At 63.9% G+C, this 25,578-nt stretch carries 21 protein-coding genes; 11 read left to right on the top strand and 10 right to left on the bottom strand.

Going from position 1 to position 25,578, the window contains the following annotated elements; genetic code table 11:
• Nucleotides 1–90: 90 nt before the first annotated feature.
• Nucleotides 91–627 (top strand): hypothetical protein, encoded by a 537-nt coding sequence (locus tag KBB36_RS00165; protein WP_290975284.1) that lies wholly within the window; start codon nucleotides 91–93, stop codon nucleotides 625–627.
• Nucleotides 628–631: 4 nt separating this feature from the next.
• Entirely contained in the window at nucleotides 632–1,657 is a 1,026-nt protein-coding gene (gene holA, locus KBB36_RS00170; protein WP_290975286.1) for a DNA polymerase III subunit delta, read from the top strand.
• Between the two features lie 157 nt (nucleotides 1,658–1,814).
• Here the strand turns inward: holA and mutS are convergent, their stop codons facing one another.
• Nucleotides 1,815–4,481, bottom strand: coding sequence for a DNA mismatch repair protein MutS (gene mutS / locus KBB36_RS00175; RefSeq protein ID WP_290975288.1), 2,667 nt, complete (start codon nucleotides 4,479–4,481; stop codon nucleotides 1,815–1,817).
• A 111-nt stretch (nucleotides 4,482–4,592) separates the two neighbouring features.
• Between mutS and KBB36_RS00180 the strand changes: the two genes are divergently transcribed.
• Nucleotides 4,593–6,869: an NADP-dependent malic enzyme gene (locus KBB36_RS00180; RefSeq protein WP_290975290.1), complete on the top strand. Its 2,277-nt coding sequence runs from the start codon at nucleotides 4,593–4,595 to the stop codon at nucleotides 6,867–6,869.
• 72 nt (nucleotides 6,870–6,941) lie between these two features.
• On the opposite strand, the gene KBB36_RS00185 is transcribed toward KBB36_RS00180, so the two are convergent.
• The gene (locus KBB36_RS00185; RefSeq protein ID WP_290975292.1) at nucleotides 6,942–8,144 is read right to left on the bottom strand and encodes a M20 aminoacylase family protein; all 1,203 of its coding nucleotides are present in this window, start codon (nucleotides 8,142–8,144) and stop codon (nucleotides 6,942–6,944) included.
• A gap of 104 nt (nucleotides 8,145–8,248) precedes the next feature.
• Nucleotides 8,249–8,620, bottom strand: a complete 372-nt coding sequence (locus KBB36_RS00190) for a DUF4189 domain-containing protein (protein ID WP_290975294.1) — start codon at nucleotides 8,618–8,620, stop codon at nucleotides 8,249–8,251.
• Between the two features lie 222 nt (nucleotides 8,621–8,842).
• Between KBB36_RS00190 and KBB36_RS00195 the strand changes: the two genes are divergently transcribed.
• Nucleotides 8,843–10,090, top strand: coding sequence for an MFS transporter (locus KBB36_RS00195; protein ID WP_290975296.1), 1,248 nt, complete (start codon nucleotides 8,843–8,845; stop codon nucleotides 10,088–10,090).
• A 1-nt stretch (nucleotide 10,091) separates the two neighbouring features.
• Here the strand turns inward: KBB36_RS00195 and KBB36_RS00200 are convergent, their stop codons facing one another.
• Entirely contained in the window at nucleotides 10,092–11,621 is a 1,530-nt protein-coding gene (locus tag KBB36_RS00200) for an ATP-binding protein (protein WP_290975298.1), read from the bottom strand.
• 132 nt (nucleotides 11,622–11,753) lie between these two features.
• On the opposite strand from KBB36_RS00200, the gene KBB36_RS00205 reads away from it, so the two are divergent.
• Complete coding sequence (locus KBB36_RS00205; protein ID WP_290975300.1) at nucleotides 11,754–12,791, top strand: methionine synthase; 1,038 nt, start codon at nucleotides 11,754–11,756, stop codon at nucleotides 12,789–12,791.
• Here KBB36_RS00205 and KBB36_RS00210 read toward each other — a convergent pair.
• Nucleotides 12,788–13,807 carry a putative sulfate exporter family transporter gene (locus KBB36_RS00210; protein ID WP_290975302.1) on the bottom strand — a complete coding sequence of 340 codons (1,020 nt, stop codon included), beginning with the start codon at nucleotides 13,805–13,807 and terminating at the stop codon, nucleotides 12,788–12,790. The genes KBB36_RS00205 and KBB36_RS00210 overlap by 4 nt on opposite strands.
• Before the next feature lie 66 nt (nucleotides 13,808–13,873).
• On the opposite strand from KBB36_RS00210, the gene KBB36_RS00215 reads away from it, so the two are divergent.
• Entirely contained in the window at nucleotides 13,874–14,779 is a 906-nt protein-coding gene (locus KBB36_RS00215; RefSeq protein ID WP_290975304.1) for a LysR family transcriptional regulator, read from the top strand.
• Nucleotides 14,780–14,787: 8 nt separating this feature from the next.
• Here the strand turns inward: KBB36_RS00215 and KBB36_RS00220 are convergent, their stop codons facing one another.
• From KBB36_RS00220 to KBB36_RS00230, 3 genes are all read right to left on the bottom strand, one after another.
• On the bottom strand, nucleotides 14,788–15,039 hold the full coding sequence (locus KBB36_RS00220) for a LuxR C-terminal-related transcriptional regulator (protein WP_290975306.1): 252 nt from the start codon (nucleotides 15,037–15,039) through the stop codon (nucleotides 14,788–14,790).
• 135 nt (nucleotides 15,040–15,174) lie between these two features.
• Entirely contained in the window at nucleotides 15,175–15,798 is a 624-nt protein-coding gene (locus KBB36_RS00225; protein WP_290975308.1) for a 2-hydroxychromene-2-carboxylate isomerase, read from the bottom strand.
• Nucleotides 15,799–15,819: 21 nt separating this feature from the next.
• On the bottom strand, nucleotides 15,820–17,238 hold the full coding sequence (locus tag KBB36_RS00230; RefSeq protein ID WP_290975310.1) for a deoxyguanosinetriphosphate triphosphohydrolase: 1,419 nt from the start codon (nucleotides 17,236–17,238) through the stop codon (nucleotides 15,820–15,822).
• A 36-nt stretch (nucleotides 17,239–17,274) separates the two neighbouring features.
• Here KBB36_RS00230 and KBB36_RS00235 point away from each other — a divergent pair, with 36 nt between their 5' ends.
• The 5 genes from KBB36_RS00235 (at nucleotide 17,275) to KBB36_RS00255 (ending at nucleotide 22,825) form a co-directional block, all read left to right on the top strand.
• Entirely contained in the window at nucleotides 17,275–19,041 is a 1,767-nt protein-coding gene (locus KBB36_RS00235) for a HAMP domain-containing sensor histidine kinase (protein ID WP_290975313.1), read from the top strand.
• Nucleotides 19,042–19,107: 66 nt separating this feature from the next.
• Nucleotides 19,108–20,106, top strand: coding sequence for a tripartite tricarboxylate transporter substrate-binding protein (locus KBB36_RS00240; RefSeq protein ID WP_290975315.1), 999 nt, complete (start codon nucleotides 19,108–19,110; stop codon nucleotides 20,104–20,106).
• Between the two features lie 16 nt (nucleotides 20,107–20,122).
• Nucleotides 20,123–20,596 (top strand): tripartite tricarboxylate transporter TctB family protein, encoded by a 474-nt coding sequence (locus tag KBB36_RS00245; RefSeq protein ID WP_290975317.1) that lies wholly within the window; start codon nucleotides 20,123–20,125, stop codon nucleotides 20,594–20,596.
• Entirely contained in the window at nucleotides 20,596–22,086 is a 1,491-nt protein-coding gene (locus KBB36_RS00250) for a tripartite tricarboxylate transporter permease (protein WP_290975319.1), read from the top strand. The genes KBB36_RS00245 and KBB36_RS00250 overlap by 1 nt, the downstream gene beginning before the upstream one ends.
• Nucleotides 22,087–22,396: 310 nt before the next feature.
• Nucleotides 22,397–22,825 carry a PaaI family thioesterase gene (locus KBB36_RS00255; protein ID WP_290975321.1) on the top strand — a complete coding sequence of 143 codons (429 nt, stop codon included), beginning with the start codon at nucleotides 22,397–22,399 and terminating at the stop codon, nucleotides 22,823–22,825.
• On the opposite strand, the gene KBB36_RS00260 is transcribed toward KBB36_RS00255, so the two are convergent.
• Together KBB36_RS00260 and KBB36_RS00265 are read right to left on the bottom strand one after the other, a co-directional pair.
• Nucleotides 22,803–24,458, bottom strand: a complete 1,656-nt coding sequence (locus KBB36_RS00260; RefSeq protein ID WP_290975323.1) for an alkaline phosphatase D family protein — start codon at nucleotides 24,456–24,458, stop codon at nucleotides 22,803–22,805. The genes KBB36_RS00255 and KBB36_RS00260 overlap by 23 nt on opposite strands.
• 42 nt (nucleotides 24,459–24,500) lie before the next feature.
• Complete coding sequence (locus KBB36_RS00265) at nucleotides 24,501–25,424, bottom strand: hypothetical protein (protein ID WP_290975325.1); 924 nt, start codon at nucleotides 25,422–25,424, stop codon at nucleotides 24,501–24,503.
• Nucleotides 25,425–25,578 lie beyond the last annotated feature (154 nt).

The raw sequence follows: 25,578 nt of genomic DNA on the forward strand, positions 1-25,578 counted from the left end.
GCGTGTCGCCCGGCTTGGCCGTAGTCCCACTACGCCCGGCGCCGGGCTCCTCCGCAAAACGCAAAATCGCCGCGGCGAAGGTGCTTCCAAATGAATATGAAACGCTCTAGGCGAGTCATCCTGGCGCTGACGCTCCTGGCCCTGCTGCCGGGCCTTGCCGGCTGCGGTTTCAAGCCACTGTATGGCCGCCAGGATGGTGACTTGACGGTGTCGGAATTCAGCCGTGTCTCCATCGAGCAGGCCGAGAACCGCACCACGCAACTGGTGCGCAATCACCTGCTCGATATGCTGACGCCGCTCGGCGCGCCGGAAAAACCGCTCTACCGCCTGGAACTGCGTGTGATCGAGAATATCTCCAATGTGCTGGTGACGCGCTCGGATGAAGTGACGCGCAACAATCTGGCCATGCAGATTGCCTATCGGCTGCATGATTATCGCAGCGGCACCATTATCAGCCAAGGCAATGTCAGCAGCCTGGTTTCCTACAATCTGGTGCGCGCCGATTACGCCAATCTGGTCAGCGAACGTGATGCCCGCACCCGCGCCGCGCGCGATGGCGCCGAGCAATTGCGCATCGTGCTAGGCAATTTTTTCAGCCGGCGGCAGAACAGCCAGAAGCCGGGCTGAACCGATGAAACTGAAACCGGGCGAGATTGAAGGCTTCCTGCGCAAGCCGCCCGCTGCCCTGCGCGCGGCGCTGATCTTCGGCCCCGATCAGGGCCTGGTGCATGAACGCGCCAAGGCCTTGGCTGCCACTCTGGTGCCTGATCTCGACCCCACTTTCAACCTGGTCAACCTGAGCGCCGCGCAGCTTGGCGACGATCCGGCACGGCTGAATGACGAAGCCGCCGCGATGTCGCTGATGGGTGGCCGCCGCGTGGTGACGGTGAGTAATGCCGGCGACCGCCTGGGCAAGCTGTTTGCCGAATTCCTCAGTGAATTGCCGGGCGATGCCCTGGTGATCGTGGAAGCCGGCGAACTGGCCGGGCGCTCGTCGCTGCGCAGCGCTTTCGAAGCCGCGCCATTGGCGGTGGCAGTGCCGTGTTATGCCGACGACCCGCATGCCCTGGCCGGCGTGATCCGCAGCATGATCCAGGAAAGCGGCCACAAGGTGGATGACGATGCGCTGGCTTTCCTGCGCGACAATCTCGGCTCCGACCGCCTGGTGACACGCGGCGAGATCAACAAGCTGCTGCTCTACAAAGGCGACGAGGCCGGCCCGATCACCTTGCAGGATGCCGAAGCCTGCATCGGCGACAGTTCGGTGGGCAATCTGGACGATGCCGCCTTTGCCGCCTTTGGCGGCGATATCGCCAAACTGGCCGAAGCCTTGGCGCAAAGCGAAATGGCCGGCGAATCGCCGGTGGCGATCCTGCGCGTGACGCAGAAACATGCCCAGCGCCTGCATCTTGGCATCGCCCGCATGAATAGCGGCGGCGGCGATCCAAAATTCCTTGCCAAGAGCCTGGGCGTGTTCTGGAAACGCGAGGACGCCTTTGTGCGGCAATTAAAGCTGTGGTCGCCGGAACGGCTGATGCGCGCGCTGGAAATCCTGACCGATGCCGAACTTAACGCCAAAAGCACCGGCATCCCCGCAGACGCCGTGACCGGCGACGCCCTGCTGCGCATCGCACGGGCGGCGCGTGTGGCGCGCTGATCAGGATATGGGCTTTCTGCTGGCTGCGGCCAGAATTCAAACCAAAGCCGTCATGGTCGGCGCCGGCCGACCATCCACGCGTGTTTTTGCCGGTCAGTTAAATAAAAAACGTGGATGGTACGCCTTCGCGTACCATGACGATCTTGGCTGGTCCCGGCTACTCGGCCAGCTTGCCCTTTAATTCGAACAACAGGTCGAGCGCCTGGCGCGGGCTGAGGCTATCCAGATCGGCGGCCTTCAAGGCCGCCTCCACATCCGATTCGCGCGGCATCGGTGCTGCCGGCCGGGCCAGATTGAACAGCGGCAGATCATCGGCCAGGCTTTGCGCGGCACGGCCACCCTGCTGCTGTGCTTCCAGATGGCGCAGCACCTCGGCGGCGCGTTCCAGCACCGCGCCGGGCAGGCCGGCCAGCTTGGCGACCTGGATGCCATAGGAACGGTCAGCGGCGCCTTTGCCCACTTCATGCAGGAACACCAGGTCGCCCTGCCATTCACGCACCTTGAGGCTGTGATTCTCAAGCTGGCCGAGTTTGCCGGCAAGCTGGGTCAGTTCATGGTAATGGGTGGCGAACAGGCCGCGGCAGCGGCTTTTTTCATGCAGATATTCCACCACCGCCCAGGCAATCGAGAGGCCGTCAAACGTCGCCGTGCCGCGCCCGATCTCGTCCAGGATCACCAGCGCACGCGGCCCGGCCTGATGCAGGATGGCGGCGGTTTCCACCATCTCCACCATGAAGGTGCTGCGGCCGCGCGCCAGATCGTCGGCGGCGCCGACGCGGCTGAACAGGCGATCCACCACGCCGATATGCGCGCGCCCGGCCGGCACGAAGCTGCCCATCTGCGCCAGCACCGCGATCAGCGCATTCTGGCGCAGGAAGGTGCTTTTGCCGGCCATGTTGGGGCCAGTGAGCAGCCAGAGTTTGCTGCCATCGCCGAGATTGCAGTCATTGGCGACAAAAGCCTCGCCTTCGCCGCGCCGCTGCAAGGCCGCTTCCACAACCGGATGGCGCCCGGCGACAATCTGAAAATCCAGCGAGGCATCCACCAGCGGCCGCACCCAGCGCCGCTGCACAGCCAGTTCCGCCAGCGCCGCCGCCACATCCAAAGCCGCCAGCGCCTCGGCAGCCTGGGCGATGCTTGCCGCCTCAGCCAAAGCCCGCGCTGTCAGTGCTTCGAACACTTCCAGTTCCAGCGCCAGGGCGCGATCACCGGCCTGCGAGATGCGGCTTTCCAGTTCACCCAGTTCCGGCGTGGCATAGCGCACTGCATTGGCCATGGTCTGGCGATGGATGAAGCTTGGCCCCATACGATCCGCATGGCGCGGCGTGATCTCGATATAATACCCGAGCACGTTATTATGCCTGATCTTGAGGCCGGGAATGCCGGTCTCGTTGGCATAACGCTCCTGCAAGGCGGCGATATGGCGCCGGCTTTCATCGCGCAGCAGGCGCAATTCATCCAGATCGGCGCGATAGCCGGCAGCCACAAAGCCGCCATCACGGGCATTCATCGGCAATTCGGCGCCGAGCGCCGTGCGCAAGGCATCCACCAGCGCGCCATGGAACCCTAAGCCCTGGGCCAGCCCGGCCAGTTGCGGCGGCAAGGCGGCTTCACTGCGCAACCGGCGCTGCAAATTGCCGGCCTGATCCAGACCATCGCGCAGCGCCGCCAGATCTCGCGGCCCGCCACGACCGAGCGACAGGCGTGACAAGGCGCGGGCCAGATCCGGCACCTTGCGCAATACCTGGCGCAGATCGTCACGCAACCTTTCGCCATCCAGCAGATAGGCCACGGCATCAAGGCCATGATTGATCGCCGCCGCATCGGTGAGCGGCGCCTGCAACCGCATCGCCAGCAGCCGCGCCCCGGCGCCGGTCAGAGTGAGGTCGATGGTGGCGAGCAGCGAGCCATCGCGGCTGCCGGACAAGGTTTCGACCAGTTCCAGATTGCGGCGCGTGGCGGCATCAATCGCCATCAGGCTGGAGGATGCCTGACGCAAAGGCGGGCGCAGGCTGGGCAGTTTGCCGCGCTGGGTCAGTTCAACATAATCCAGCAAGGCGCCCGCTGCCGCGCATTCCGCACGTGCGAAGGCACCGAAAGCATCCAATGTTGCAACGCCGAAGGCGGCTTTCAGCCGACGCTCGCCATTGCCGGAATCAAAGCGTGCGCCGGGCAAAGGCGTCAGCGCCATCTCAATGCCATCCAGCGCAGCCCGCAAGGCCGGCTGTGCCAGCAGGCTATCCGGCAACAACAACTCACGCGGGCGCAACCGCGCCAGATCGGCTCCCAGGCCGGCAGCATTCGTTTCAGCCAGGCCAAATTCGCCGGTGGAAATATCGATCCAGGCGAGGCCAAGATTGCCGCCATCCTCGCCGCCGCTGCGCGCCAGCGCCGCCAGATAATTATTGGCGCGCGCATCCAGCAGGCTGTCTTCCGTGATGGTGCCGGGCGTGACGGTGCGGATCACATCACGCTTTACCACCGATTTGGAGCCGCGCTTCTTCGCTTCTGCGGGATCTTCCAGCTGTTCACAGACCGCGACGCGGAAACCCTGGCGTATCAGACGGGAGAGGTAAGCTTCGGCGGCATGCACCGGCACACCGCACATGGGTATGTCCTGGCCCTCATGCAGCCCGCGTTTGGTGAGTGCGATATCCAGCGCACGGGCGGCGGTCACTGCATCATCGAAAAACAATTCGTAGAAATCACCCATGCGGTAGAATAGCAACGCATCGGGATTCTGTGCCTTGATCCCCAGATACTGGGCCATCAGCGGCGAGGCAGCCGGACTGACTGGTGTGTCGGGCGAAGTGGGCTTACGCATCGCTGTGGCACATCATCTTTGGCCGGATGGCCCTTTCACGGTTGGCGCGGGTTGCCTAATATGGCGCGTTACAGGAACAATTTTCCAGAGTCTAGGGACGGATAAACCGGGATGAGCGAGAGCAAAACCAACAGCCTCTATGAGGCCGCGCTGGAATTCCACAAAATGGGCCAGCCGGGCAAACTGGAGATCGTGCCGACCAAGCCGATGGCGACGACGCGCGATCTCAGCCTGGCCTATTCGCCCGGCGTGGCGGCGCCCTGCCTTGCCATCGCCGAAAACCCTGACACCGCCTATGATTACACCACCCGCGGCAACATGGTGGCGGTGATCTCAAACGGCACCGCTGTGCTCGGCCTGGGCAATCTCGGCGCGCTGGCCGGCAAGCCGGTGATGGAAGGCAAGTCGGTGCTGTTCAAGCGCTTCGCCGATGTTGACTCGATTGATCTTGAGGTTGACACCGAGGAAGTGGAAGCCTTCGTCAACAGCGTGCGTTATCTCGGCCCCAGCTTCGGCGGCATCAACCTGGAAGACATCAAGGCGCCGGAATGTTTTGTGATCGAGCAGCGCCTGCGCGAGCTGATGGATATTCCGATCTTCCATGACGACCAGCATGGCACCGCGATCATTGCCGCTGCCGGCCTGATCAATGCACTGCATCTTACCGGCCGTGACATAAAGAACGCCAAGATGGTGGTGAATGGCGCCGGCGCCGCCGGCATCGCCTGTGCCGAACTGGTGAAGGCGATGGGCATGTCGCCGGAGAATGTCATCCTGTGCGACACCAAGGGCGTGGTCTATCAGGGCCGCACCGATGGCATGAACCAGTGGAAATCGGCACATGCCGTGAAGACCGATGCGCGCAGCCTGGCTGATGCGGTGAAGGGTTCCGACGTATTCTTCGGCCTGTCGGTGAAGGGCGCGCTGACGCCGGACATGCTGCGCAGCATGTCGGCCAATCCGATCATCTTCGCCATGGCCAATCCCGATCCGGAAATCACCCCGGAGGAAGCCGCTGCGGCACGCGGCGATGCCATCATGGCCACCGGCCGTTCGGATTATCCGAACCAGGTGAACAACGTGCTGGGCTTTCCCTATATCTTCCGCGGCGCGCTGGATGTGCGCGCGCGCACCATCAATGATGAAATGAAAATCGCTGCCGCCGAGGCGATCGCCAAGCTGGCACGCGAGGACGTGCCGGATGAAGTGGCGGCGGCCTATAAGGGCGCGCGGCCGAAATACGGCCCGAACTACATCATCCCCTCGCCGTTTGATCCACGCCTGATCGTGGAGATTCCGCTCGCCGTGGCCAAGGCGGCGGTGAAAAGCGGTGTGGCGCGCAAGCCGATCACCGATTGGGGCGCCTATCGCAACCAGCTCCGCGCCCGCATGAATCCCACCGCCGGCAGCTTGCAGATTTTCTTCGACCAGGTGAGCGCCAATCCGAAGCGCGTGGTGTTTGCCGAGGGCGAAGAGGAAACCGTGATCCGCTCGGCGCTGGCTTTCCGCGATGCCGGCTATGGCACGCCGGTGCTCATCGGCCGCAGCGAGCGCATCGCCGCCACCATGAAGGAAATCGGCCTGAACAATCTGGATGGCATCGAGATCAGCAACGCCCGCGTCTCGACCCATAACGAAGCCTATACCGATTTTCTCTACAAGCGGCACCAGCGGCGCGGCGCGCTGCATCGTGATGTGCAGCGCCTGGTCAATCTGGATCGCAACGTGTTCGGCGCCTGCATGGTGGCGATGGGCCATGCCGATGCCATGGTGACCGGTGTTACCCGCACTTACAGCGTTTCCTATGATGGTGTGCGCTGGGCCATCGATCCGGCGCGCGGCCAGCGTGTGCTTGGCATCTCGATCATCGTGGCGCGGGGCCGCACCGTGTTCATCGCTGATACCTCAGTGACCGAACTGCCCGGCTCAAAGGATCTCAGCCAGATCGCCATCCAGGCTGCCGATGTGGCGCGCAAGATGGGCCATGAGCCGCGCGTCGCCCTGCTGTCGCATTCCAATTTCGGCAATGCGCCCGGCGGCGTGGTGGATGTGGTGCGCCAGGCGGTGATGGAACTGGATCAGTTGCGCGCCGGCGGCCATGAGGTGAATTTTGAGTATGACGGCGAAATGTCGGCCGCCGTGGCACTCAATCCGGATTTGCAGAAAATCTATTCATTCTGCCGCCTGTCCGGCCCAGCCAATGTGCTGATCATGCCCGGCCTGCATTCGGCGCTGATCTCGTCGCAGCTGCTACAGGAACTGGGTGGCGGCACCGTGATCGGCCCGCTGCTGGTGGGCCTGGAAAAGCCGGTGCAGATCGCGCAGATGGGCGCTTCGGTCAGTGATATCGTCAACCTGGCGGCGCTGGCGGCCTATAACGCGCGCTGACGCTGCGGGCACGCCGTCACAAAAAAACGCCCGGGTGACATATCACCCGGGCGTTTTGCATTTCGATCCGCTTCAGCCGCGTGCGGCGCCGAGTTCCTCGGCCACCAGATTGACCCAATAGGCCGCGCCGGTGATCAGCGCCCGGTCGTTGAAATCATAATGCGGCGTATGCACGTAATGGCAGGAGCCATCCTCCACGCTGCCGCCATTGCCAAGCAGGATATAGGCGCCGGGCTTCTTTTCCAGCATGAAGGCAAAATCCTCGGCGCCGGTGAGCCGCTCGGTATCGCCATCCACATTGGCCGCGCCCACCGTGGCCGCTGCCGCGCGCAAGGCGATGCTGGTCTGTTCAGCCGCATTCACCAGCGGCGGATAACGCCGCAGGTAATGGTATTCCACGCTACAGCCATGCGCCGCCGCGATACCCTGGGCGGCTTCGCCCAGGCGGCGCTCCAGCAGGTCGCGGTCGGCCGGCGTGTAGCTGCGTGCGGTGCCGCGCACCGTCACTTCAGCCGGGATCACATTGGGCGAGCCATAGGCGCCGGCGGCGATATGGCCGACGCTGAGCACGGCGGCCTGCTGCGGCGAGACATTGCGGCCGATGATATTCTGCGTGGCGGTGACAAAGCTGGCCGCCGGCTGGGTTGGGTCGGTGCCCATATGCGGCATGGCGCCATGGCCGCCGCTGCCGCGAAACACCACCGTCCATGTGTCGGAAGCTGCCATCATCGAGCCGGGCCGGATGGCAAACTGGCCCAGTGGCAGGCCGGGAATATTATGCATGCCATACACCGCATCGCAGGGAAATTGCTCGAACAGGCCCTGCTCGATCATCACCCGGGCGCCGCCCTCGCCTTCCTCGGCCGGCTGGAAGATAAAATGCAGCGTGCCGTCAAAATCGCGGTGCTGCGACAGGTAGCGCGCCGCGCCCAGCAGCATGGCGGTGTGGCCATCATGGCCGCAGGCATGCATCTTGCCCTGATGCACCGAGGCATAATCGAAAGTGTTGTGTTCCTGTAAATTCAGCGCGTCCATATCGGCACGCAGGCCGATGCTGCGGCCACCTTTATTGCCCTTGCCTTGTAGCGTGCCGACCACGCCGGTCTTGGCCAGGCCGCGCTGCACCGGGATGCCCCATTCGGTCAGCTTGGCGGCCACCACATCGGCGGTGCGTACTTCCTGGAAGGCGGTTTCGGGGTGTTTGTGGATGTCGCGGCGGATGGCGATCAGTTCAGCCTCAAAGGGCTGCATCGCGGCAAGAATATCCTGGGTCATGGCATGTCAAATCCTGGCAAGGGAGGTTGCAGCAAGAACAGCATTGCCGGGATTTCAAAGCAAGCCTGTGGCCGACAGCATGCCGGCCACAGGTCAGGCTCAGCCTAGTCGTCGCACTCGGCCACCACCAGCTTGCAGCCAGCGCCGCAGCTTTCCATGGCATTGGCGGTGGCTGCCGCCTTGCTGCTGCCCCAGCCGGTGCCGAAATGCGATTTCGACGCGGCATAGGCGCCGCATTTATCGAACCGCACCGCCACTTTGCAGCTTTTGTTGCCAGCCTTGCGGCATTCCGCCATCGCCTCGGCAGCGGCTTCGTCACGGCTGGAACCATAGCCGATGCCATAGCCAACCTCGGCCGGATTGGCGCCTTCTTCGTCATCCACTGCAATGGCGCCGGCAGCCAGGGCCGGCATGGCGGATAGCAATGCCGTAGCAAACCATGCCGCGGCCAGCGCAACAGCAAACTTCCTGAACATTCATATTCTCCCGATGGTGTTGGCAACGGATAGTATTACTAGCTGAAGTATATTGTGTTTTGAATGGACCTAATTGCAAAAAAATCGCAGTTTTTCTTGACTATAGCCAAGCTACCCTGCGGCGCATGGGTGCAATCCTAGTACAATCCCGCACTGGACTTTGGCCGCATGGCGCGGCATTTTTCAGCCAGCCCGAGACCATAAAAAAACAGAGCCCCCGCCATGACGCAGCCATTTCACCATGCCAGCCTGAGCCGTGCGCAAAGCATCTGGATTCTGGGCGGCGCCGCCCTCATGTTGTCGCTGGCTATGGGCATGCGCCAGAGCCAGGGCCTGTTCATGCGCCCGATTGGCGAGGATCTGGGCGTCAGCGCCAGCGATTATGCCTTTGCCCTGGCGATCCAGAATATCGTCTGGGGTGTGACACAGCCGTTTACTGGCGCGCTGGTGGATCGGTATGGCACCCGCTGGGCAGCCCTGATCGGCTGCCTGCTCTATGCCGCCGGCTTCACCCTCACCGCCTTTGCCACCGGCCCGGTGCAGATCATGCTGGGCGCCGGTGTGCTGATCGGCGTGGCCCTGTCCTGCACCACATCCGGCATCGCCGCCAAGATCGCCGCCCGCGTGGTGCGGCCGGAACGCCGCAGCCTGGCTTTTGGCCTGGTTTCCGCCGCCGGCTCGATCGGCACTTTTTTCTGCGCCCCGCTGGCCCAGGGCGCCATTGCCGCCTATGGCTGGCAGATCGCCACCTTTGTTTTCATCGGCTTGACCGCCGCCATGCTGCCGGCGGCTTTCCTCGGCAGCCGCGCCGACAAGGTGCCGCTGCCCAGCCAGGGCGCCGTCAGCGAGACCCTGGGCCAGACCCTCGGTGAAGCCCGCCGCCATGGTGGCTATATCGTGATGGCCGCCGCGTTTTTTGTCTGCGGTCTGCAATTGGTGTTCATCACCACCCATCTGCCCACCTACCTGGCCGATTGCGGCATCGACCCGATGGTCGGCGCCCAGGCGCTGGCGGTGATCGGCGCCTTCAACGTGTTCGGTTCCTGGCTGTTCGGCTGGCTCGGCGACCGCTATCCGAAGCGCACCCTGCTGGGCCTGATCTACCTGCTGCGCTCCTTCATCCTGGCGGCCTATTTCATGTTTCCGGCCAGCCAGGCCACCACCTTGCTGTTCGCCGCCGCCATGGGCACGCTGTGGCTGGGCGTGATCCCGCTGGTCAACGGCCTGGTGGCGCAGATTTTCGGCATCCGCTTCCTGGCCACCCTGACCGGCATCGCGTTTTTCAGCCATCAGGTCGGCAGTTTCCTCGGCGCCTGGGCCGGCGGCGTGATCTATGATTCGCTCGGCTCCTACAGCCTGGCCTGGCAGCTTGCCGCCGGCATCGGCGTTGCCGCCGGGCTGATGCAGCTGTTCATGAATGACCGGCCGACGCCACGCATGGCGGCGTTGCAGACCCAGGCGGCGGAATAAGCTATTTCGCCAGGGCGGTCGCCAAAGCCGCCGCCAGTTGCTGCATGCGATAGGGTTTGCCCAGCACTGCCTCAGCACTGGTCACTTCGCGCCCATCGGCCAGCAGCGCACCGGGAAAACCCGAAGTGAACAACACCTTGAGGCCGGGCTGGCGCTGCTGCGCCAGGCGGGCCAGTTCCACACCATTCATGCCGCCAGGCATCACCACATCGGTGAACAGCAGGTCAAACGGCGCGGCTCCGGCTTGCAGCATTGGCCCGGCTTGCAGGATCGTCAGCGCTTCGGCGGCACTGGCGGCACCCACCGCTTCATAACCAAGCTGATCTAGCTGCATCAGCACCAGCTTACGGATCGCCTCGTTATCTTCCACCGCCAGGATGCGGGCGCGGTGCGGCGCGGTGGGTTCGGCCCGGATGGCATCTTCCGGCACAGGCAGGCCGGCGGCACGCGGCAGATACAGCCGGATCGTGGTGCCATGACCCGGTTCGCTATAGGCCTTGATATAGCCGCCGGATTGTTTGACGAAGCCAAACACCATGCTGAGGCCCAGCCCGGTGCCTTTGCCAACCTCCTTGGTGGTGAAAAACGGCTCGAAGATGCGGTCGAGAATCTCCGCCGCCATGCCGGTGCCGGTATCGCTCACCGCCAGCACCACATAATCACCCGGCTGCGCCCCGGGATTGGCCTGGGCAAAATCCGCGTCCAGCGTGGCATTCATGGTTTCAATCAGCAATCGGCCGCCATCCGGCATGGCATCGCGGGCATTCACCACCAGATTGGCCAGTGCTGCTTCCAGATTGACCGGATCGATCAGCACCGGCCATAGCCCGCTGCCGGGCAGGAAACGCAGATCGATATGCTGCTCCAGGGTGCGGCCGAGCAGCCGCGCCATGTCGTCCACCAGGCGGTTCACATCCACCACTTTCGGCGCCAGCGGCTGCTGGCGGGCAAAAGCCAGCAATTGCCGTGTCAGTTCGGCGCCGCGCTGCGCCGCCTGCAACGCCGCCTCGGCGAAACCGGCAACAGTGGCGCCGGCTTCCGGCCGTTTCAGGATCAGATCCAGATGGCCGATCACCACGGCCAGCAGATTGTTGAAATCATGCGCGATGCCGCCGGTAAGCTGGCCCACTGCCTCCAGCCTTTGGGCATGCTGCAATTTACGTTCGGCGGCAAGCTGCTCGGTGATGTCGCGGCCGATGAAGATATGCTGCGCCTCCTGCTCCAGCCACACGCCGGTCCAGTTCAGCGGCACGGCATGGCCATCCTTGTGCATGTAGCGGCAATCGAAGTTGCGCGTGCTGTTATGCAGCCGCGCCGCGCGCATCTCGGCGCGGGTCGGGTCGAGATCGTCGGGATGCACAAAATCGCCGCCAAAATGCCCCACCATCTCGTCGGGCCGACGCCCCAGGATGGTCAGGGCGCTGGGGCTGACGCGCAGGAATTCGCCGGTACGGCTGACCACCAGGATCAGGTCGAGCGAGGTCTCGAACAGGCGCTGATTGATCGCGTCGTCAATATTGCGGTTTGGCATGCCGCTCCGGTTCCTGCATTTTCCATCCCCTGGAGCAGCCATTATAGCCCGCCAGACGGCTTCGTCTGTCGTTTTTTGCTGCTGGCTGGTATGCTGCTGCCGGCAAGCAGAAAAAGAATCGCCGAGGAAACCATGTCCAACACCGAGATGCTGTTCCCCGCCACCATCGCCGGCAGCCTGCCCAAACCCGGCTGGCTGGCCGAGACGCACAAATTGTGGCCGCAATGGCGCGCCGAGGGCGCCGAGCTGGACGCCGCCAAGCGCGATGCCACGCTGGTCTGGCTCAAGCTGCAAGAGGATGCCGGGCTGGATATCATTGGCGATGGCGAGATGAGCCGGCAGCATTTTGTGCATGGCTTTGTGGAGAATGTGGCCGGCATCGACCGCGCCAACAAGGTGGAGATCGGCATCCGCGACAATCGCTACAAGGCGATGGTGCCGCGTGTGGTGGGCAAGCTGGAATTGAAGGAACGCGCCCATCCCTGGGAAGCCGGCTTCCTGCGCGCCCATACCAAGAAGAAGATCAAGTTCACCCTGCCCGGGCCGATGACCATCATGGACACGGTATCCGACCAGTATTATGGCGACCGGGTGAAAACCGCTTTCGCCTTTGCCGAATTGCTGAACCAGGAAGCCCGCGCCTTGCAGGCCGAGGGCGTGGATGTGATCCAGTTTGACGAACCGGCCTTCAATGCCTATACGCGCCAGGCCGCCGATTGGGGCATCGACGCGCTGCACCGGGCGATTGACGGCCTGACCTGCACCACGGCGGTGCATATCTGCTATGGCTATGGCATCCAGGCCAATATCGAATGGAAACGCATGCTGGGCAGTGAATGGCGCCAGTATGAGGATTTTTTCCCCGCCCTGGCCAAGAGCCGCATCGACCAGGTATCGCTGGAATGTATCAATTCGCGTGTGCCGCCCAATCTGATGGCCTTGCTGGAAGGCAAGCAGGTGATGGTGGGCGTGATCGACGTGGCGACAGACACGATCGAAACCCCGGAACAGATTCTGGCCACCATCGAAACGGCCCTGCAATTTGTGCCCAAGGACAAGTTGCTGCCGGCCAGCAATTGTGGCCTGGCGCCGCTTGACCGCGATGTGGCCTATGCCAAATTGCAGGCGCTGGGCGCCGGCGCCCGGCTGGCGCGGGAGAAGTTCGGCTAAGCATATTCCAGCCAGATCAGGCCGAGCACCAGCAGCAGCAGGAACAGGGTTTCGCCAACCAGCAGGGCGATGGCGCGCGGGCCGACCGAGGCGACCGATTTCAGCGTGGTTTTCATGCCCAGGGCGGAAATCGCGATCACCAGGCACCAGCGCGAGGTGCTTTTGGCCGCATCCAGCACCGGCTGCGGGAAGATGCCGGTGGAGGTGAGCAGCACCAGCATGGCAAAGGCGATCAGGAACCACGGCAAGGGCGGCTGGCGCCCGGCGCTGTTTTGCGCCGCGCCGGCCACGGCATCGCGGAACAGCAAGGTGAAGCAGAACACCACCGGCAGCAGCAGGGCCACCCGCAGCAGTTTGGTGAAGGTGGCGATGGTGCCGGTTTCCTGCGAGATCGAGAAGCCGGCGCCCACCACCTGGGCCACATCATGGATGGTGGCGCCGAGGAACACGCCCGCTGCCGTATGATCCAGCGCCAGCAACGGCACCAGCATCGGATACAGGATCATCGCCACGGTGGAGAGCGCGGTGACGCCGATGACGGTGAAGGCCGTGTCGCGTTCGGCATTGGGCCCGCGCGGCAGCACGGCTGAAATCGCCAAAGCCGCCGAGGCGCCGCAAATCGCTACCGCGCCGCCGGTGAGCAGGCCGAAACGCGCCTCCAGGCCAAGCGCGCGGGCCAGCAGGCGGCCGACGACAATGGTGGCCAGCACACTGACCAGCACGGTGAGGATCGGGCGCGGCCCCAGCGCCATGATCTCGCTGAGCGTGATCTGGGTGCCGAGCAAGGCAATGGCGAAACGCAGCAGGCCACGTGCGGCAAATTCGATGCCGGGCACACATTTGCCTTCCTGCGACAGGAAATACAGCGCCATACCGAGCAGCAGGGCAAACAGCATCACCGGCCCGCCATAATGCTCCGACAGGAAAGTGGCGGCAACGCCCACCACGGCGGCGGCCATCACGCCAGGAAAAACTTGCTGCACCCGCTGTACCAGGGCCAACTGCGCCAGACTCATCACCACAACCCCCTACAATTCGGCGGATCGTAGCCAAGCCGGAGCGGCAGCGCTATCGTCTGGCCCATGACGCGGGCGGATTTTGACTGGGACAATCTGCGCTATTTTCTGGCGGTGGCGCGCAGCGGCCGGCTGACGGCGGCGGCACGGGTGCTGGGCCAGGATCACACCACCGTAAGCCGCCGCATCGCGGCGCTGGAAGCCGCCTTCGGCTCGCCGCTCTTTGAGCGCCAGCCGCAGGGCTACCGGCTGACCAAGGCCGGCACACAATTGCTCAGCTTTGCCGAGAATATCGAGCGCACCACAATCCGCGCCGCCAAGGAACTTTCCGGCGCCAGCGCGGCGATTTCAGGTTCGGTGCGGATCGGGGCGCCGGATGGTTTCGGCGGCAGTTTCCTCGGGCCGCGCCTGGGCCGCATTGTGGAACGCCACCCGGATTTGCAGGTGGAACTGATCGCCATGCCGCGTGTGTTCAGCCTGTCGAAGCGCGAAGCCGATATCGCCATCGGGCTGAACTGCCCCAAGGAAGGCCGGCTTTATGCCCGCAAGCTGACCGATTACCGCCTGGTGCTGTATGCCGCGCCAAGCTATGTGGCGGCGCATGGCCTGCCGCAAAGCGTGGCCGAGTTGCAGCAGCATCGCCTGATTGGTTATGCCGATGAATATATCTTCAGCCCGGAGCTGGATTACCTGCCGCTGATCTCCCCCGGCCTGAAGGCGCGTATCCGCTCGTCCAACCTGATCGCGCAACTGCATGCCACCATTGCCGGCGCCGGCATCTGCGTGCTGCCCTGCTTCATGGCGGCGCCCTATCCTGACTTAGTGCATGTGCTGCCGGGCCAGGTGGCGCTGGATCGCACTTTCTGGCTCATCACCCATGCCGACCTGCATGATGTGGCCTGGGTGAAGGCGGCCGGTGATTTCATTGCCGAGATGGTGCAGGCCGAACGCGGCCTGTTCATGCCGGGCTGACGTTCAGATCAAATCAGACCACTGGCGCGGGCGGCCGACAAAGCCTCGCTGCGGCTGCCCACTTTCAGCTTCTGGAACAGCGACTTGTTGTACCATTTCACGGTCTGCACCGAGAGCGCCAGCCGCTCGGCAATCTCGCGGTTGCCCAGGCCATGGCCGATCAGCCGCACAATCTGGATTTCACGGATATGCAGCCGGTGGGCCAGGCTGTCACGCGCCGGATTTTCACGCTCCTGACCGGCTTCTGACGCAGACTGCATCGGCTTCCTCCTGCGGTTATTTATGATTGCCCCAGGAATAACGCGCCGAAGGCTGCCAGGATATGAGGTTTTTCGCACAACCGTGCTGCGAAAAACCTCATAAAACCCGGAGCATACTCAAATCAAATCAATAGCTTATTTTCCAGTACGGCGCGCCAGCGCACGATCGAGAAAATCCAGCCGATCCTGACCCCAGAAAATCTCGCCATCCAGCACATAGGACGGCGCACCAAATACCTGCGCCGCATTGGCCTGTTCGGTGCCTTGGGCATAGGCTTGGCTCACCGCCTCGCTCTCGGCGGCGGCGCGGCAGGCGGCGGCGTCAAAGCCGTTTTCGGCCAGGATCGCATCCAGCGTGGCATCATCGGTGATGTCGCGTTCTTCGGCCCACACGGCGCGCATCACGGCATGGGCCAGGCGGATGGCATTGGCCCCGGCATCCGGGCCGCCGGCATCGCGCAAGCCGATCACCAGCCGCGCCGGCAAGGCTTCCGGCTTGGGGAAAAATTTCGGCTGCAAGGTGAGCGGCACATCCAAAAAATCACGCCAGCGCGCCAGTTCCACCAACCGATAGGCCTGGCGCTGCGGCGCCCGCTTGGCCAGCGGCAGGCCGCCGCTGACCGAAAACACATTGGCCGCATCCATCGGGATGATACGCGCCGTGGCGCCGTGGCGCGTCAGCATGGCTTCCAGCCGACGCGAGCCGAGATAGGCCCAGGGCGAGCCAAGGAAGGTGTAATAGTCAATCGAGATCGTCATCGTGTGCTTTCCTCCGGATTGTTATTGCAGGCCGCGCAGGCGCTGAAATTGTTTCAGGGCATAGGAATCAGTCATGCCGCTGACAAAATCGGTGACATTGAGCAACCAGTCATAACGCCGTTGCGCCTGCGCCGGCTGTTGCGGCATCAGGCGCAGCAAGGCGCGGTCGCGTGGCGCCAGTTGCGCCAGATCGCCGCCGGCCCGCTCCAGCGCATAATGCGCCGCGGCAAAGGCGGAAAGCAGGCTGAGCAGGATTTCGCCGCCCATCACCTCGGTCTGGAAACGCTCGCGGGTCTCAAAGATGCGCTCGCGGGTGAAGCGGGCGATTTCCTCCAGTTGCGGCGCCGCCGGACCATGGCGCAGCAGATCGCCCTTGAAGGCGCCGCGCAGGATATCAGCCTCATGCGCCAGGAAAGCCTCCACCGCCTGGTCGATCAGCGCGCCGATGGCCTTGGCGCGCAGATAGGCGATTTTCCAGGGCTGGTCGCTGATCTCGCCATAACGCGGCGGCAGGGTGGGCAGCAGGCCGATCAGCCGCGTTTCGGCCTCGGCAAAGCTGATGCGGCCGAGCTTGAAGCCATCCTCGATATCCACCACCGAATAACAGATGTCGTCAGCAGCCTCGACCAGATGGGTCAACGGATGGCGGGCAAAACGGCCCGGCGCGATTTCGGCCAGGCCAACCACCGCCGCCATCTCGCCGAACAGCCCGGCCTCGGCCTGGAAAAAACCGAATTTCCGGCGCACCGGATCCGCCACGGGTGAACCGAACGGGTATTTCATGAAGGTGGCCAGCGTGGCGCAGGTCAGCCGCAGGCCGCCGGCATCGCGCCAGTTCTGCAACCGGGTCAGCACCCGGAAACCCTGGGCATTGCCTTCAAAATGCGTCAGGTCGGCAGCCTCAGCGGCATCCAGGCCATCGAGATAGCGTGCCCCCTCGCCATTGCGGAACCAATGCTGCACCGTGGCTTCGCCAAAATGGCCAAAGGGCGGATTGCCGATATCATGGCCCAGGCAGGCAGCGGCCACGATATGGCCGAATTCGGCCGCCGATATCCCGTCCAGCCCGGCGCCTTCGCGTCGCACCACCACTTCGCCAACCTGGGCGCCGAGCGAACGGCCAACCGACGAGACTTCCAGCGAATGGGTCAGCCGGTTACGCACATAATCGCTTTCGGGCAGCGAATGCACCTGGGTCTTGTCCTGCAAGCGGCGGAAAGCCGAGCAGAACACCACGCGGTCCCAATCCTTCTGGAACGGGTTGCGCGCGGGCGTCACCGGCTCGGCGCCACGATGGCCAAGCCGCTGCGCCGACAACAATTTCTGCCATTGCATCATCGCCGCACTGTGCCTTTCCGGCGGCTTTGCGGCAAGGCTTGCCCCGGCCAGCTCTATCGCCTGACACAGCTTGCCCTTGCCGCAACCGGCCCCGCGGCCCATACTCCTGCTGGTGGTCTGCGGAGGGGGAAGCCGGCCGTGGGGAATTTCGGCGCATTAGCCGCCTGTCTCGTCACTTTGCTGATCGCCGCCCTGTGCCTGCTGGTACAGACAAGGCTGCATGAAAAGCGTCCGCACCTGGCCTATTGGGCCGCGGCGCATGCGGCGCTGGCGGTGAATTTTGCCATTTTCGGCTATACCGACTGGGCCAACAACCCGGCTTATGCCGCCTTGGCCGTGCTGATGCAGCAGGCTTTCGCCGTGTTGCTGGCCTTTGGCATCCGGCATCATCTTGGCCTGCCGGCCAATCTCACCGCTGCCTTGTCGCTCACCCTGGCGATCAGTGCCGTGGTGGTGGGCATGATGCTGATTTTCCCGCAAAGCTATTATGCCCTGCCCGGCCTGGCGCTGATCGTGGTGCAGATTTATGGCGGCGCCCTGCTGCTGGTGCATCGCCGCAGTGTGCTCTATGTCGGCCTGGGCATCGTGCTGCTGGTGCGCGCGCTCAACACCCTGGTCTATGTTGGCCTGGCGCAGCAAAATGCCGGCGCGCCGGCGCAGGAATGGCCCTTCATCCTCACCCTGCTGCTTAACCTGGCCACCGGCATCGGCCTGGTGCTGCTGGAATTCGACGACGCGCACCGCGCCATGGCCGCCACCGCGCGCGAAAAGGAAGACACCCTCTCGCTGCTGCAAGCGGTGATCGACACGGTGCAGGCGGTGGTGCATTACAAGGATCGTGATCTGCGCTACCGGCTGGTGAATTTACGCAGCCGCGCCGTGCTGGGCTATGGCGACACCGATATCATCGGCAAGAAGCTGTCTGAAGTGGCACCGCCCGACCTGGCCTTGCCGATCGAGCGTGGCGACCGTGCCGTGCTGTATAACAAGGGCGCCATGATTGACGAGGAATGGCGCTGGCGCGATGCCGATAGCGGCAAGCAGAAAACCTACTGGCTGAGCAAATCGGTGGTGCATGACGGGAGCGGCACCGCGATGGGCGTGGTGACCGCCGCCATCGATATCACCCGGCTGAAGGAAACCGAGCAGCGCCTGATCCAGGAACGCGAGGCGGCCGACCGCGCCAACCAAGCCAAAAGCCAGTTCCTGGCCAATATGAGCCATGAATTGCGCACCCCGCTGAATGCCATCCTGGGCTTTTCGGAAATGCTGGAAGCCGGCTATCTCGGCGAATTATCGCCGCGCCAGCAGGAATACATGAATCACATCCACCGTTCCGGGCATCATTTGCTGACCCTGGTGAATGACATCCTGGATCTATCAAAGATCGATGCCGGCAAGATGCGCTTTTCGCCAGAACGGCTGGCGGTGGACGGGCTGGTGCAGGAAGCGGTGGCGATGGTGGCGCCCACGGCGCAGACCGAGGCAGTGAAGATCACGCATCTGCCCTGTGGCCTGGCCGTGTTTGCCGACCGCCGCGCGCTGATGCAGGTGTTGCTCAACCTGCTGAGCAATGCCGTCAAGTTCAACCGGCCCGGCGGCAGCGTAACCTTGCGCGGCGACCAACGCGACGGCTTTGTGGTGCTGACCGTGGCCGATACCGGACTAGGGATGAGCACCTCTGAAATCGCCCGCGCCTTCGAGCCTTTTCAGCGCGGCGATGCCTACAAGGCGCGCTACAAGGGCGGTTCCGGCCTCGGCCTGGCGATCAGCCGCAATCTGGTGGAGTTGCAGGGCGGCCGTTTCACCCTGGAAAGCAGCCCGGGCAGCGGCACCATTGTGCGGATTTCATTTCCGCTGCTGGATGACAGCACTGCGCTTGCACCCGATGGTGGCCAGGATTAGGCTGGCTGCAACGCGCCGAATCCACATAAATAAAGGATAAATGGCGCTTTCGGGAGGATAACCATAATGCGCAATTCATTGCCAATGCAGGCTACATCGCGCCGCCGCTTTCTCGGCACCTCGCTAGCGCTTGGCGCCGGCAGCATGCTGGCCGGCCTGCCCTTTGGCGCCCAGGCCCAGGTGGACAATCTCAAGCTCTTTGTGCCGGCCAATCCGGGCGGCGGCTGGGACCAGACGGCGCGCAGCATGGAACAGGCGATGAAAGCCGCCGGACTGATCAAGGGCGCACAGGTGACCAATGTGGGCGGCGCCGGCGGCGCGGTTGGCCTGCCGCAATTTGTCAATCAATGGAAAGGCCAGGGCAACGCGCTGATGGTGGCCGGCATGGTGATGGTGGGGGCGCTGATCACCAACAAATCGCCGGTGAGCATGACCCAGACCACGCCGATCGCCCGCCTGACCGGCGAATTCGAAGTGGTGGTGGTGCCGGCCAGTTCACCGCTCAAATCGATGCAGGATCTCGGTGCCGCCTTCAAGGCCGATCCGACCAAGGTTTCCTGGGCCGGCGGCTCGGCCGGCGGCACCGACCATATCCTGGCCGGCATGATCGCCAAGGCGGTGGGCGGCGATGCCAAGAAGGTGGCCTATGTCGCCTATGCCGGCGGCGGCCCGGCCCAGGCGGCTTTGCTTGGCGCCCAGGTCACCTGCGGTATCTCCGGCTATGGCGAATTCGCCGAGCAGATCAAGGCCGGCAAGCTGCGCGCACTTGGTATTTCAGCCGACAAGCGCCAGGCCGGCATCGATATCCCAACCATCAAGGAACAGGGCATCGATGTTGAATTGTTCAACTGGCGTGGGGTTTTTGCGCCGCCCGGCGTGAAGGATGCCGACCGCGCCGCAATGATCGAGCTGGTGAGCAAGATGCGCGCTTCCAAGCCCTGGCAAGAGCAACTGGTGGCGCGTGACTGGACCGACATTTTCCTGGCCGGCGACGATTACCGCAAATATATCGACAGCGAGATCACACGGATCGGCGATATCCTCAAGGAACTGGGCCTCGGCTGAGCCGGGCGCAAGCGCGATGCGCCGGCTGTGGCGGCCTGAAAGCCTGGTGGCGCTGGGGGTGCTGGCGCTGAGCCTGATCGCTTTTGACCAGACAAGGCGCATCCCGGTTTCGCCGGCCTATGCCCAGGTCGGCCCCAATGTGATGGCCTATGTTGCCAGCACATTGCTGCTGGGCCTGGGGCTGGGATTGCTGCTGCAAGCCTGGCGCGGCGATTGGAAAACACCTGAGGAAGAGAACCAGCCCTTGCAGAAACGGCCACTGGGCTGGCTGCTGCTCGGGCTGGTGCTGAATGTCGGCCTGATCCAACCACTCGGCTTCATTCCGGCCTCCACCTTGCTGTTTGGCTGTACTGCGCGCGCCTTCGGCAGCCGCCGCCCCATACGCGACATCCTGATCGGCTTAGGCTTCGCGGCTTTGGCCTATTTCGGCTTCGCCGAGGCGCTGGGCATCAATATCGGCAGCGGCGCCTTCTGGGAGGACTGGTTCTGATGGAAACCCTGACGCTGCTCGGCGACGGCTTCGCGGTGGCCTTGCAGCCGATGAACCTGCTCTGGGCGCTGGTGGGCGTCACGCTCGGCACTGCCGTGGGCGTGCTGCCCGGCCTTGGCCCGGCACTGACCATCGCCCTGCTGCTGCCGATCACCTTCCATGTGCCGGCCACCGCCGCCTTCATCCTGTTCGCCGGCATCTATTACGGCGCCATGTATGGCGGCAGCACCACCTCGATCCTGCTCAACACGCCGGGCGAAAGCGCCACGATTATCACCGCGCTGGAAGGCAACAAGATGGCGCGCAAGGGCCGTGCCGCAGCAGCGCTCGCCACTGCCGCCATCGGCAGTTTTGTGGCCGGCACCATCGGCACGCTGGGCCTCACCTTTCTGGCGCCGCCTTTGGTGGAATTTGCCCTGCGTTTTGGCCCGGCGGATTATTTCGCCCTGATGATTGTGGCCTTTGTGGCAGTTTCCGCCGTGCTCGGCGCTTCCGTGCTGCGCGGCCTGACCAGCCTGGGCCTCGGCCTGCTGCTCGGCCTGATCGGCATCGACCTGCAAACCGGCCAGCCGCGCTTCACCTTCGGCCTGCTCGAACTGCTTGATGGCGTCAATGTCATCGTGGTGGCGGTGGGCCTGTTCGCGGTTGGCGAGACGCTCTACCTCGCCGCCCGCCCGGCGCAGCCCGAGGCGCAGGCCTTGCAGCTCAAGGGCGGCGCCTGGATGACCAAGGAAGACTGGCGCCGGTCCTGGAAACCCTGGCTGCGCGGCTCGGCCATCGGCTTTCCGTTCGGCGCGCTGCCGGCCGGTGGCGCCGAGGTGCCGACTTTCCTGAGCTATTTTGTCGAAAAGAAATTCTCGCGCCATCCGGAAGAATTCGGCCATGGCGCCATCGAGGGTGTGGCCGGGCCGGAAGCCGCCAATAATGCCTCGGCGGCCGGCGTGCTGGTGCCGATGCTGGCGCTCGGCCTGCCCACTTCCGCCACCGCCGCCATCATGCTGTCGGCCTTTACCAGCTATGGCATCAATCCCGGGCCGCTGCTGTTGCAAAGCCAGCCCGAACTGGTCTGGGGCCTGATCGCCTCGCTTTATGTCGGCAATGTCATCCTGCTGGTGCTGAATCTGCCGCTGGTTGGGTTATGGGCCAAGATTCTCACCATCCCGACGCCCTGGCTTTATGGCGGCATCCTGGTTTTCGCCACCATCGGCACCTATGGTATCAGCCAGTCGCCCATCGACCTGATCCTGCTCTATATCATCGGCGGCATCGGCTATCTGATGCGGCGTTTCGATTTTCCCGCCGCGCCCACCATCATCGGCATGATCCTGGGCCCCTTCGCCGAACAGGAATTCCGCCGCGCCATGACAATTTCCGGCGGCGATATGAGCGTGTTTCTGACCCGGCCCTTAAGCGCCAGCCTGCTGATTATTGCGCTGCTGCTGCTGCTCGGCCCGCTGCTGGCCCGGTTCTGGCGGCGTAAACCCGCGTAAAATATGGATTTCCTGAAAATCCAAGTATTTTAGCCACGCTGTTACGATTCGTGATGACCATCACGGCAATAAAGACAGCGGCATCCTATATTCACATCATCAAGAGATTGGCGGGAGCGCCGAAGCGTTCCCCCCCCCTGCCTCAGCCCCGTCCCCCCCGGCTCGCTGAGGTTCCCGGCGCCTCCCGCCAATCGTCTTGACCGAGTTTATTCCTCCCCAACTGGAAAGGGCGGCGCTAGCAGAGACGCCGCCCTTTTTCTTTTCACAGCCCGCGACTTTACAAGCGGCGCCGGGCTGGCCAGAACAGGGCATGACCCGCCGCATCGTCACTGCCCCCATACCCCCCGGCTTCATCCGCGCCGAACCGGTTTCCCGTTTTTTTGGCCGCCTTGGCAAATTCTATATTCGGCGCATCGATGGCGAGCCGCCGGTCTGGGGCATCCATCTGCGGCCCAAGCACGGCAATCGCCACGGCACCGGCCATGGCGGCTTTCTGGCCACGCTGGCCGATACCCATATGGCCGGCTTCATTCATTACAATTTTCCCGATGTGCGCGTGGTCACCACCGATCTTAAGCTGAAATACCTGCGCCCAGCGCGCATGGGCGACTGGCTGGAAGCGCATCAGGCTTCGGTGGAGCGCGAGGGCGATTACGCCACCGTGGTTTGCGATTTGAAAGTGGCCGGGCAGATTGTGGTGCGCGCCACGGCGCGCTTCAAGCTGATGCCGAAAGCGTAAGGCTATCCGCAGTCGCCCGTGCGGTGAGTTTGTGCTCCAGCGCCAGGCCGGTATTCCTTTGCCGGATATCAGCCAGCAGATGCCAGGTCGCCTCGGCGCTATCGGCCGTGATGCGCAGGCTGAGATAACCGCGCCGCGCCGTGTCGCACCACAGCATGTCCGGGCTGGCCTGGCGCATACCGGCGGCAAGCCTTTCCGGCGCCAGCGGCACAAAACTTTCCAGACCCGGCGAACACACCCCCGGCGTGGCGAATTCCGCCACCATGCGGCCATCTGCGCCGCGATGCCCATAAGCCCAGGCATTATGCGTATCGCCGGCCAGCAGCAGCACACGCCGGCCCGCTATTGTTGCCTGATCCAGCAGGCGCTGGCGCGCGGCATGATAACCGGGCCAGGAATCCGGCGTGGTGGTGATGCCCTGCTGCGCCAGCTCGGCGCGACGCTGAAGCGACTGACGCAGATTGGCCGAGGCCGTATCAGGCAAAGCCGTGCCAATATCGGCGGGGAAAAAACGCTGCCCCAGCACCACTTGCTGCGCCACAATCTGCCAGCTTGCGCCGCGTTGCTGCGAAGCCGCCAAGGCGCGGTCGAGCCAGGCTTCCTGCTCCGGCCCGAGCAATTGGCGGCGCGGATCGGCCAGTTGGCCGCGATAACGCGCCAGTGCCTTGGCATAAGCCTCTGACTCCGACGCGGCGGTATAAAGCTCTCGCGGCACCGCCGCCTGGCGATCCCGCCCAACCAGCCTGGTATCAAGCAGGATCAGATCGGCCAGGCCACCCAAAGCCACCTGGCGGTAAAGCTGCGCCGCATCGCGGATCGGCAGCCATTCATAATATGCCTGGCGGGCCGCCGCGCGCCGCGCCGGCCAGGGGCCTTCCTGGTCCGGCTGGTGATTCTGCGCCCCGTCGCGCCAGGCATCATTGGCGAATTCATGGTCATCCCACACCGCCATCATGCTGTGGCGCGCATGCAAAGCCTGTAGATCGGGATCGGCACGGTAGAAGGCATAACGCCGGCGGTAATCCGCCAGCGCCACGATTTCATGTGGCGGCTCGAGTCCTTCGCGCCCCGGCGCGCGCTGCGCCGGACTGGGATAAACCTGATCGCCCAGTTCGTAGATGTAATCACCGAGATGCAGCAGCAGATCAAGATCGTCTCGCGCGGCAGCATGGGCATAAGCGTTGAAATGGCCAAAGCCGATATTGGCGCAGGAAAACACCGGCAGAGTGAGCGGGCGCTGGCCATCTGCCGGTAAAGTGCGGCCGCGGCCCGGCGGCGAGACCGCGCCATCCCCGGCGCGAAAGCGGTAATGCACTGGCATATCCGGCGGCAGCCCTGCAGCTATCGCCTTGACACAATAATCCCGCGCCGGCTCGGCCCAGGCCTCGCCTTCCGCCAGCAGGCGGCTGAACCCGGCATCGGCGGCAACCTGCCAGGTCAATCGCGCCCGGGCACCATCGACCGGCAGGTAACGGGTCCAGAGCAGCAGGCTGGATTGATCGGGATCGCCGCTGGCCACGCCATGGCTGAACCGGCCGGCCTGTGGCGCCATGGCGCAGGCGGCCAGGCCAAGCGGCGCGGCGCCAGCAAGTTGCAGGAAACGGCGGCGCGAAGCGGCAGGAGCGGCAGGCATGGCGCAATGATGCGTCAGGCGCCGGCGGAAGTCTAATCCAGCCTAGCGCAATGCGCCCGGCGCGTTGCCCGGCGGCACCGCGTCACTGGGCGGCACAGCGGCCACCACGGCGCAGGACCAAGCCTGGCCGGAAGCCGATTCGAGCTGGATATTCTCGCCAAAGCGCGTCGCCGCCCAGCCCCGGCCGAGATATTCATAGCGGCCATCGGGCGGCTGGCGCAGCAGCGGCACCGCCGGCTTGCCGGGCTGCTCCAGGAACAGCGTATCCGGCTGGCGACTGAAGGCGCTGGCGGCGCCCAGCACCAGGCGCAGATCATCGGCGCAGCGAAAGGCGATTTCACCCGGCCGGATCGGCCCGAAACGGGGAGAGGGCGGCGGCGGCGCAAAGCCATAGCTGGTGCTGCCGGGCTGGGTTTGCCGGCCGCGCTCGCTCCAATCGCCCAAACCCAAAATGCCCTGGCCCAGCAAACCCTGGCCGATGCCGCCGCGCACGCGCGTGCCGGCCAGCCGTTCCATGGCGCTGCGCGCCTGGGCCAGGGCGGCCTGGATTTCCGGCTCGTCCGGCTCGGTATCAATACCATCCACCTGCTTGCGGCCCGAGGTGAAGCGGCCCTGGCTGAAATTGAGATTGAGGCTGATGCGGCGATAGCCATCGGCAACCCCTGCCTGGCCGGCCACGCGGCGGCTGCGCTCGCCATAATGCATCAGGTCGCCGCGATGGAAATCAAACACCACTGTGGCATCGCCATGTTCGCCATAGCGGCGCCATTCCGTGATCCGCACCGGGCGGCCCTGTTCCAGCATGGCCTCCCAATCGGCGCTTAACTCGCCCTGATTGTAGCGCCCACGCACCACCTGCGCCGGCTCGGCATTCTCGGCTTCCGAATCCTCCGGCACCTGGCTCCAGGCCGGCGCCAGCGGTGCAGCCAGCACCAGGGCAAACAAAATGACCCGAAACGGCACCATACGCAGAAGACTCCTCAACAAAAAATCCGCCAGCCAGCATCCAACCAGAAGAAATAGGCAGGAATAGGGCAGGCAATTTTCGCCGATTTCCACCCGCGGGCAAGTGACGGCAACAACTTAGATGCTGCTATCCTGCCGGCCGGCTGCGGCGATT

The organism is Ferrovibrio sp., from assembly GCF_017994015.1.
Classification (GTDB): Bacteria; Pseudomonadota; Alphaproteobacteria; order Ferrovibrionales; family Ferrovibrionaceae; genus Ferrovibrio.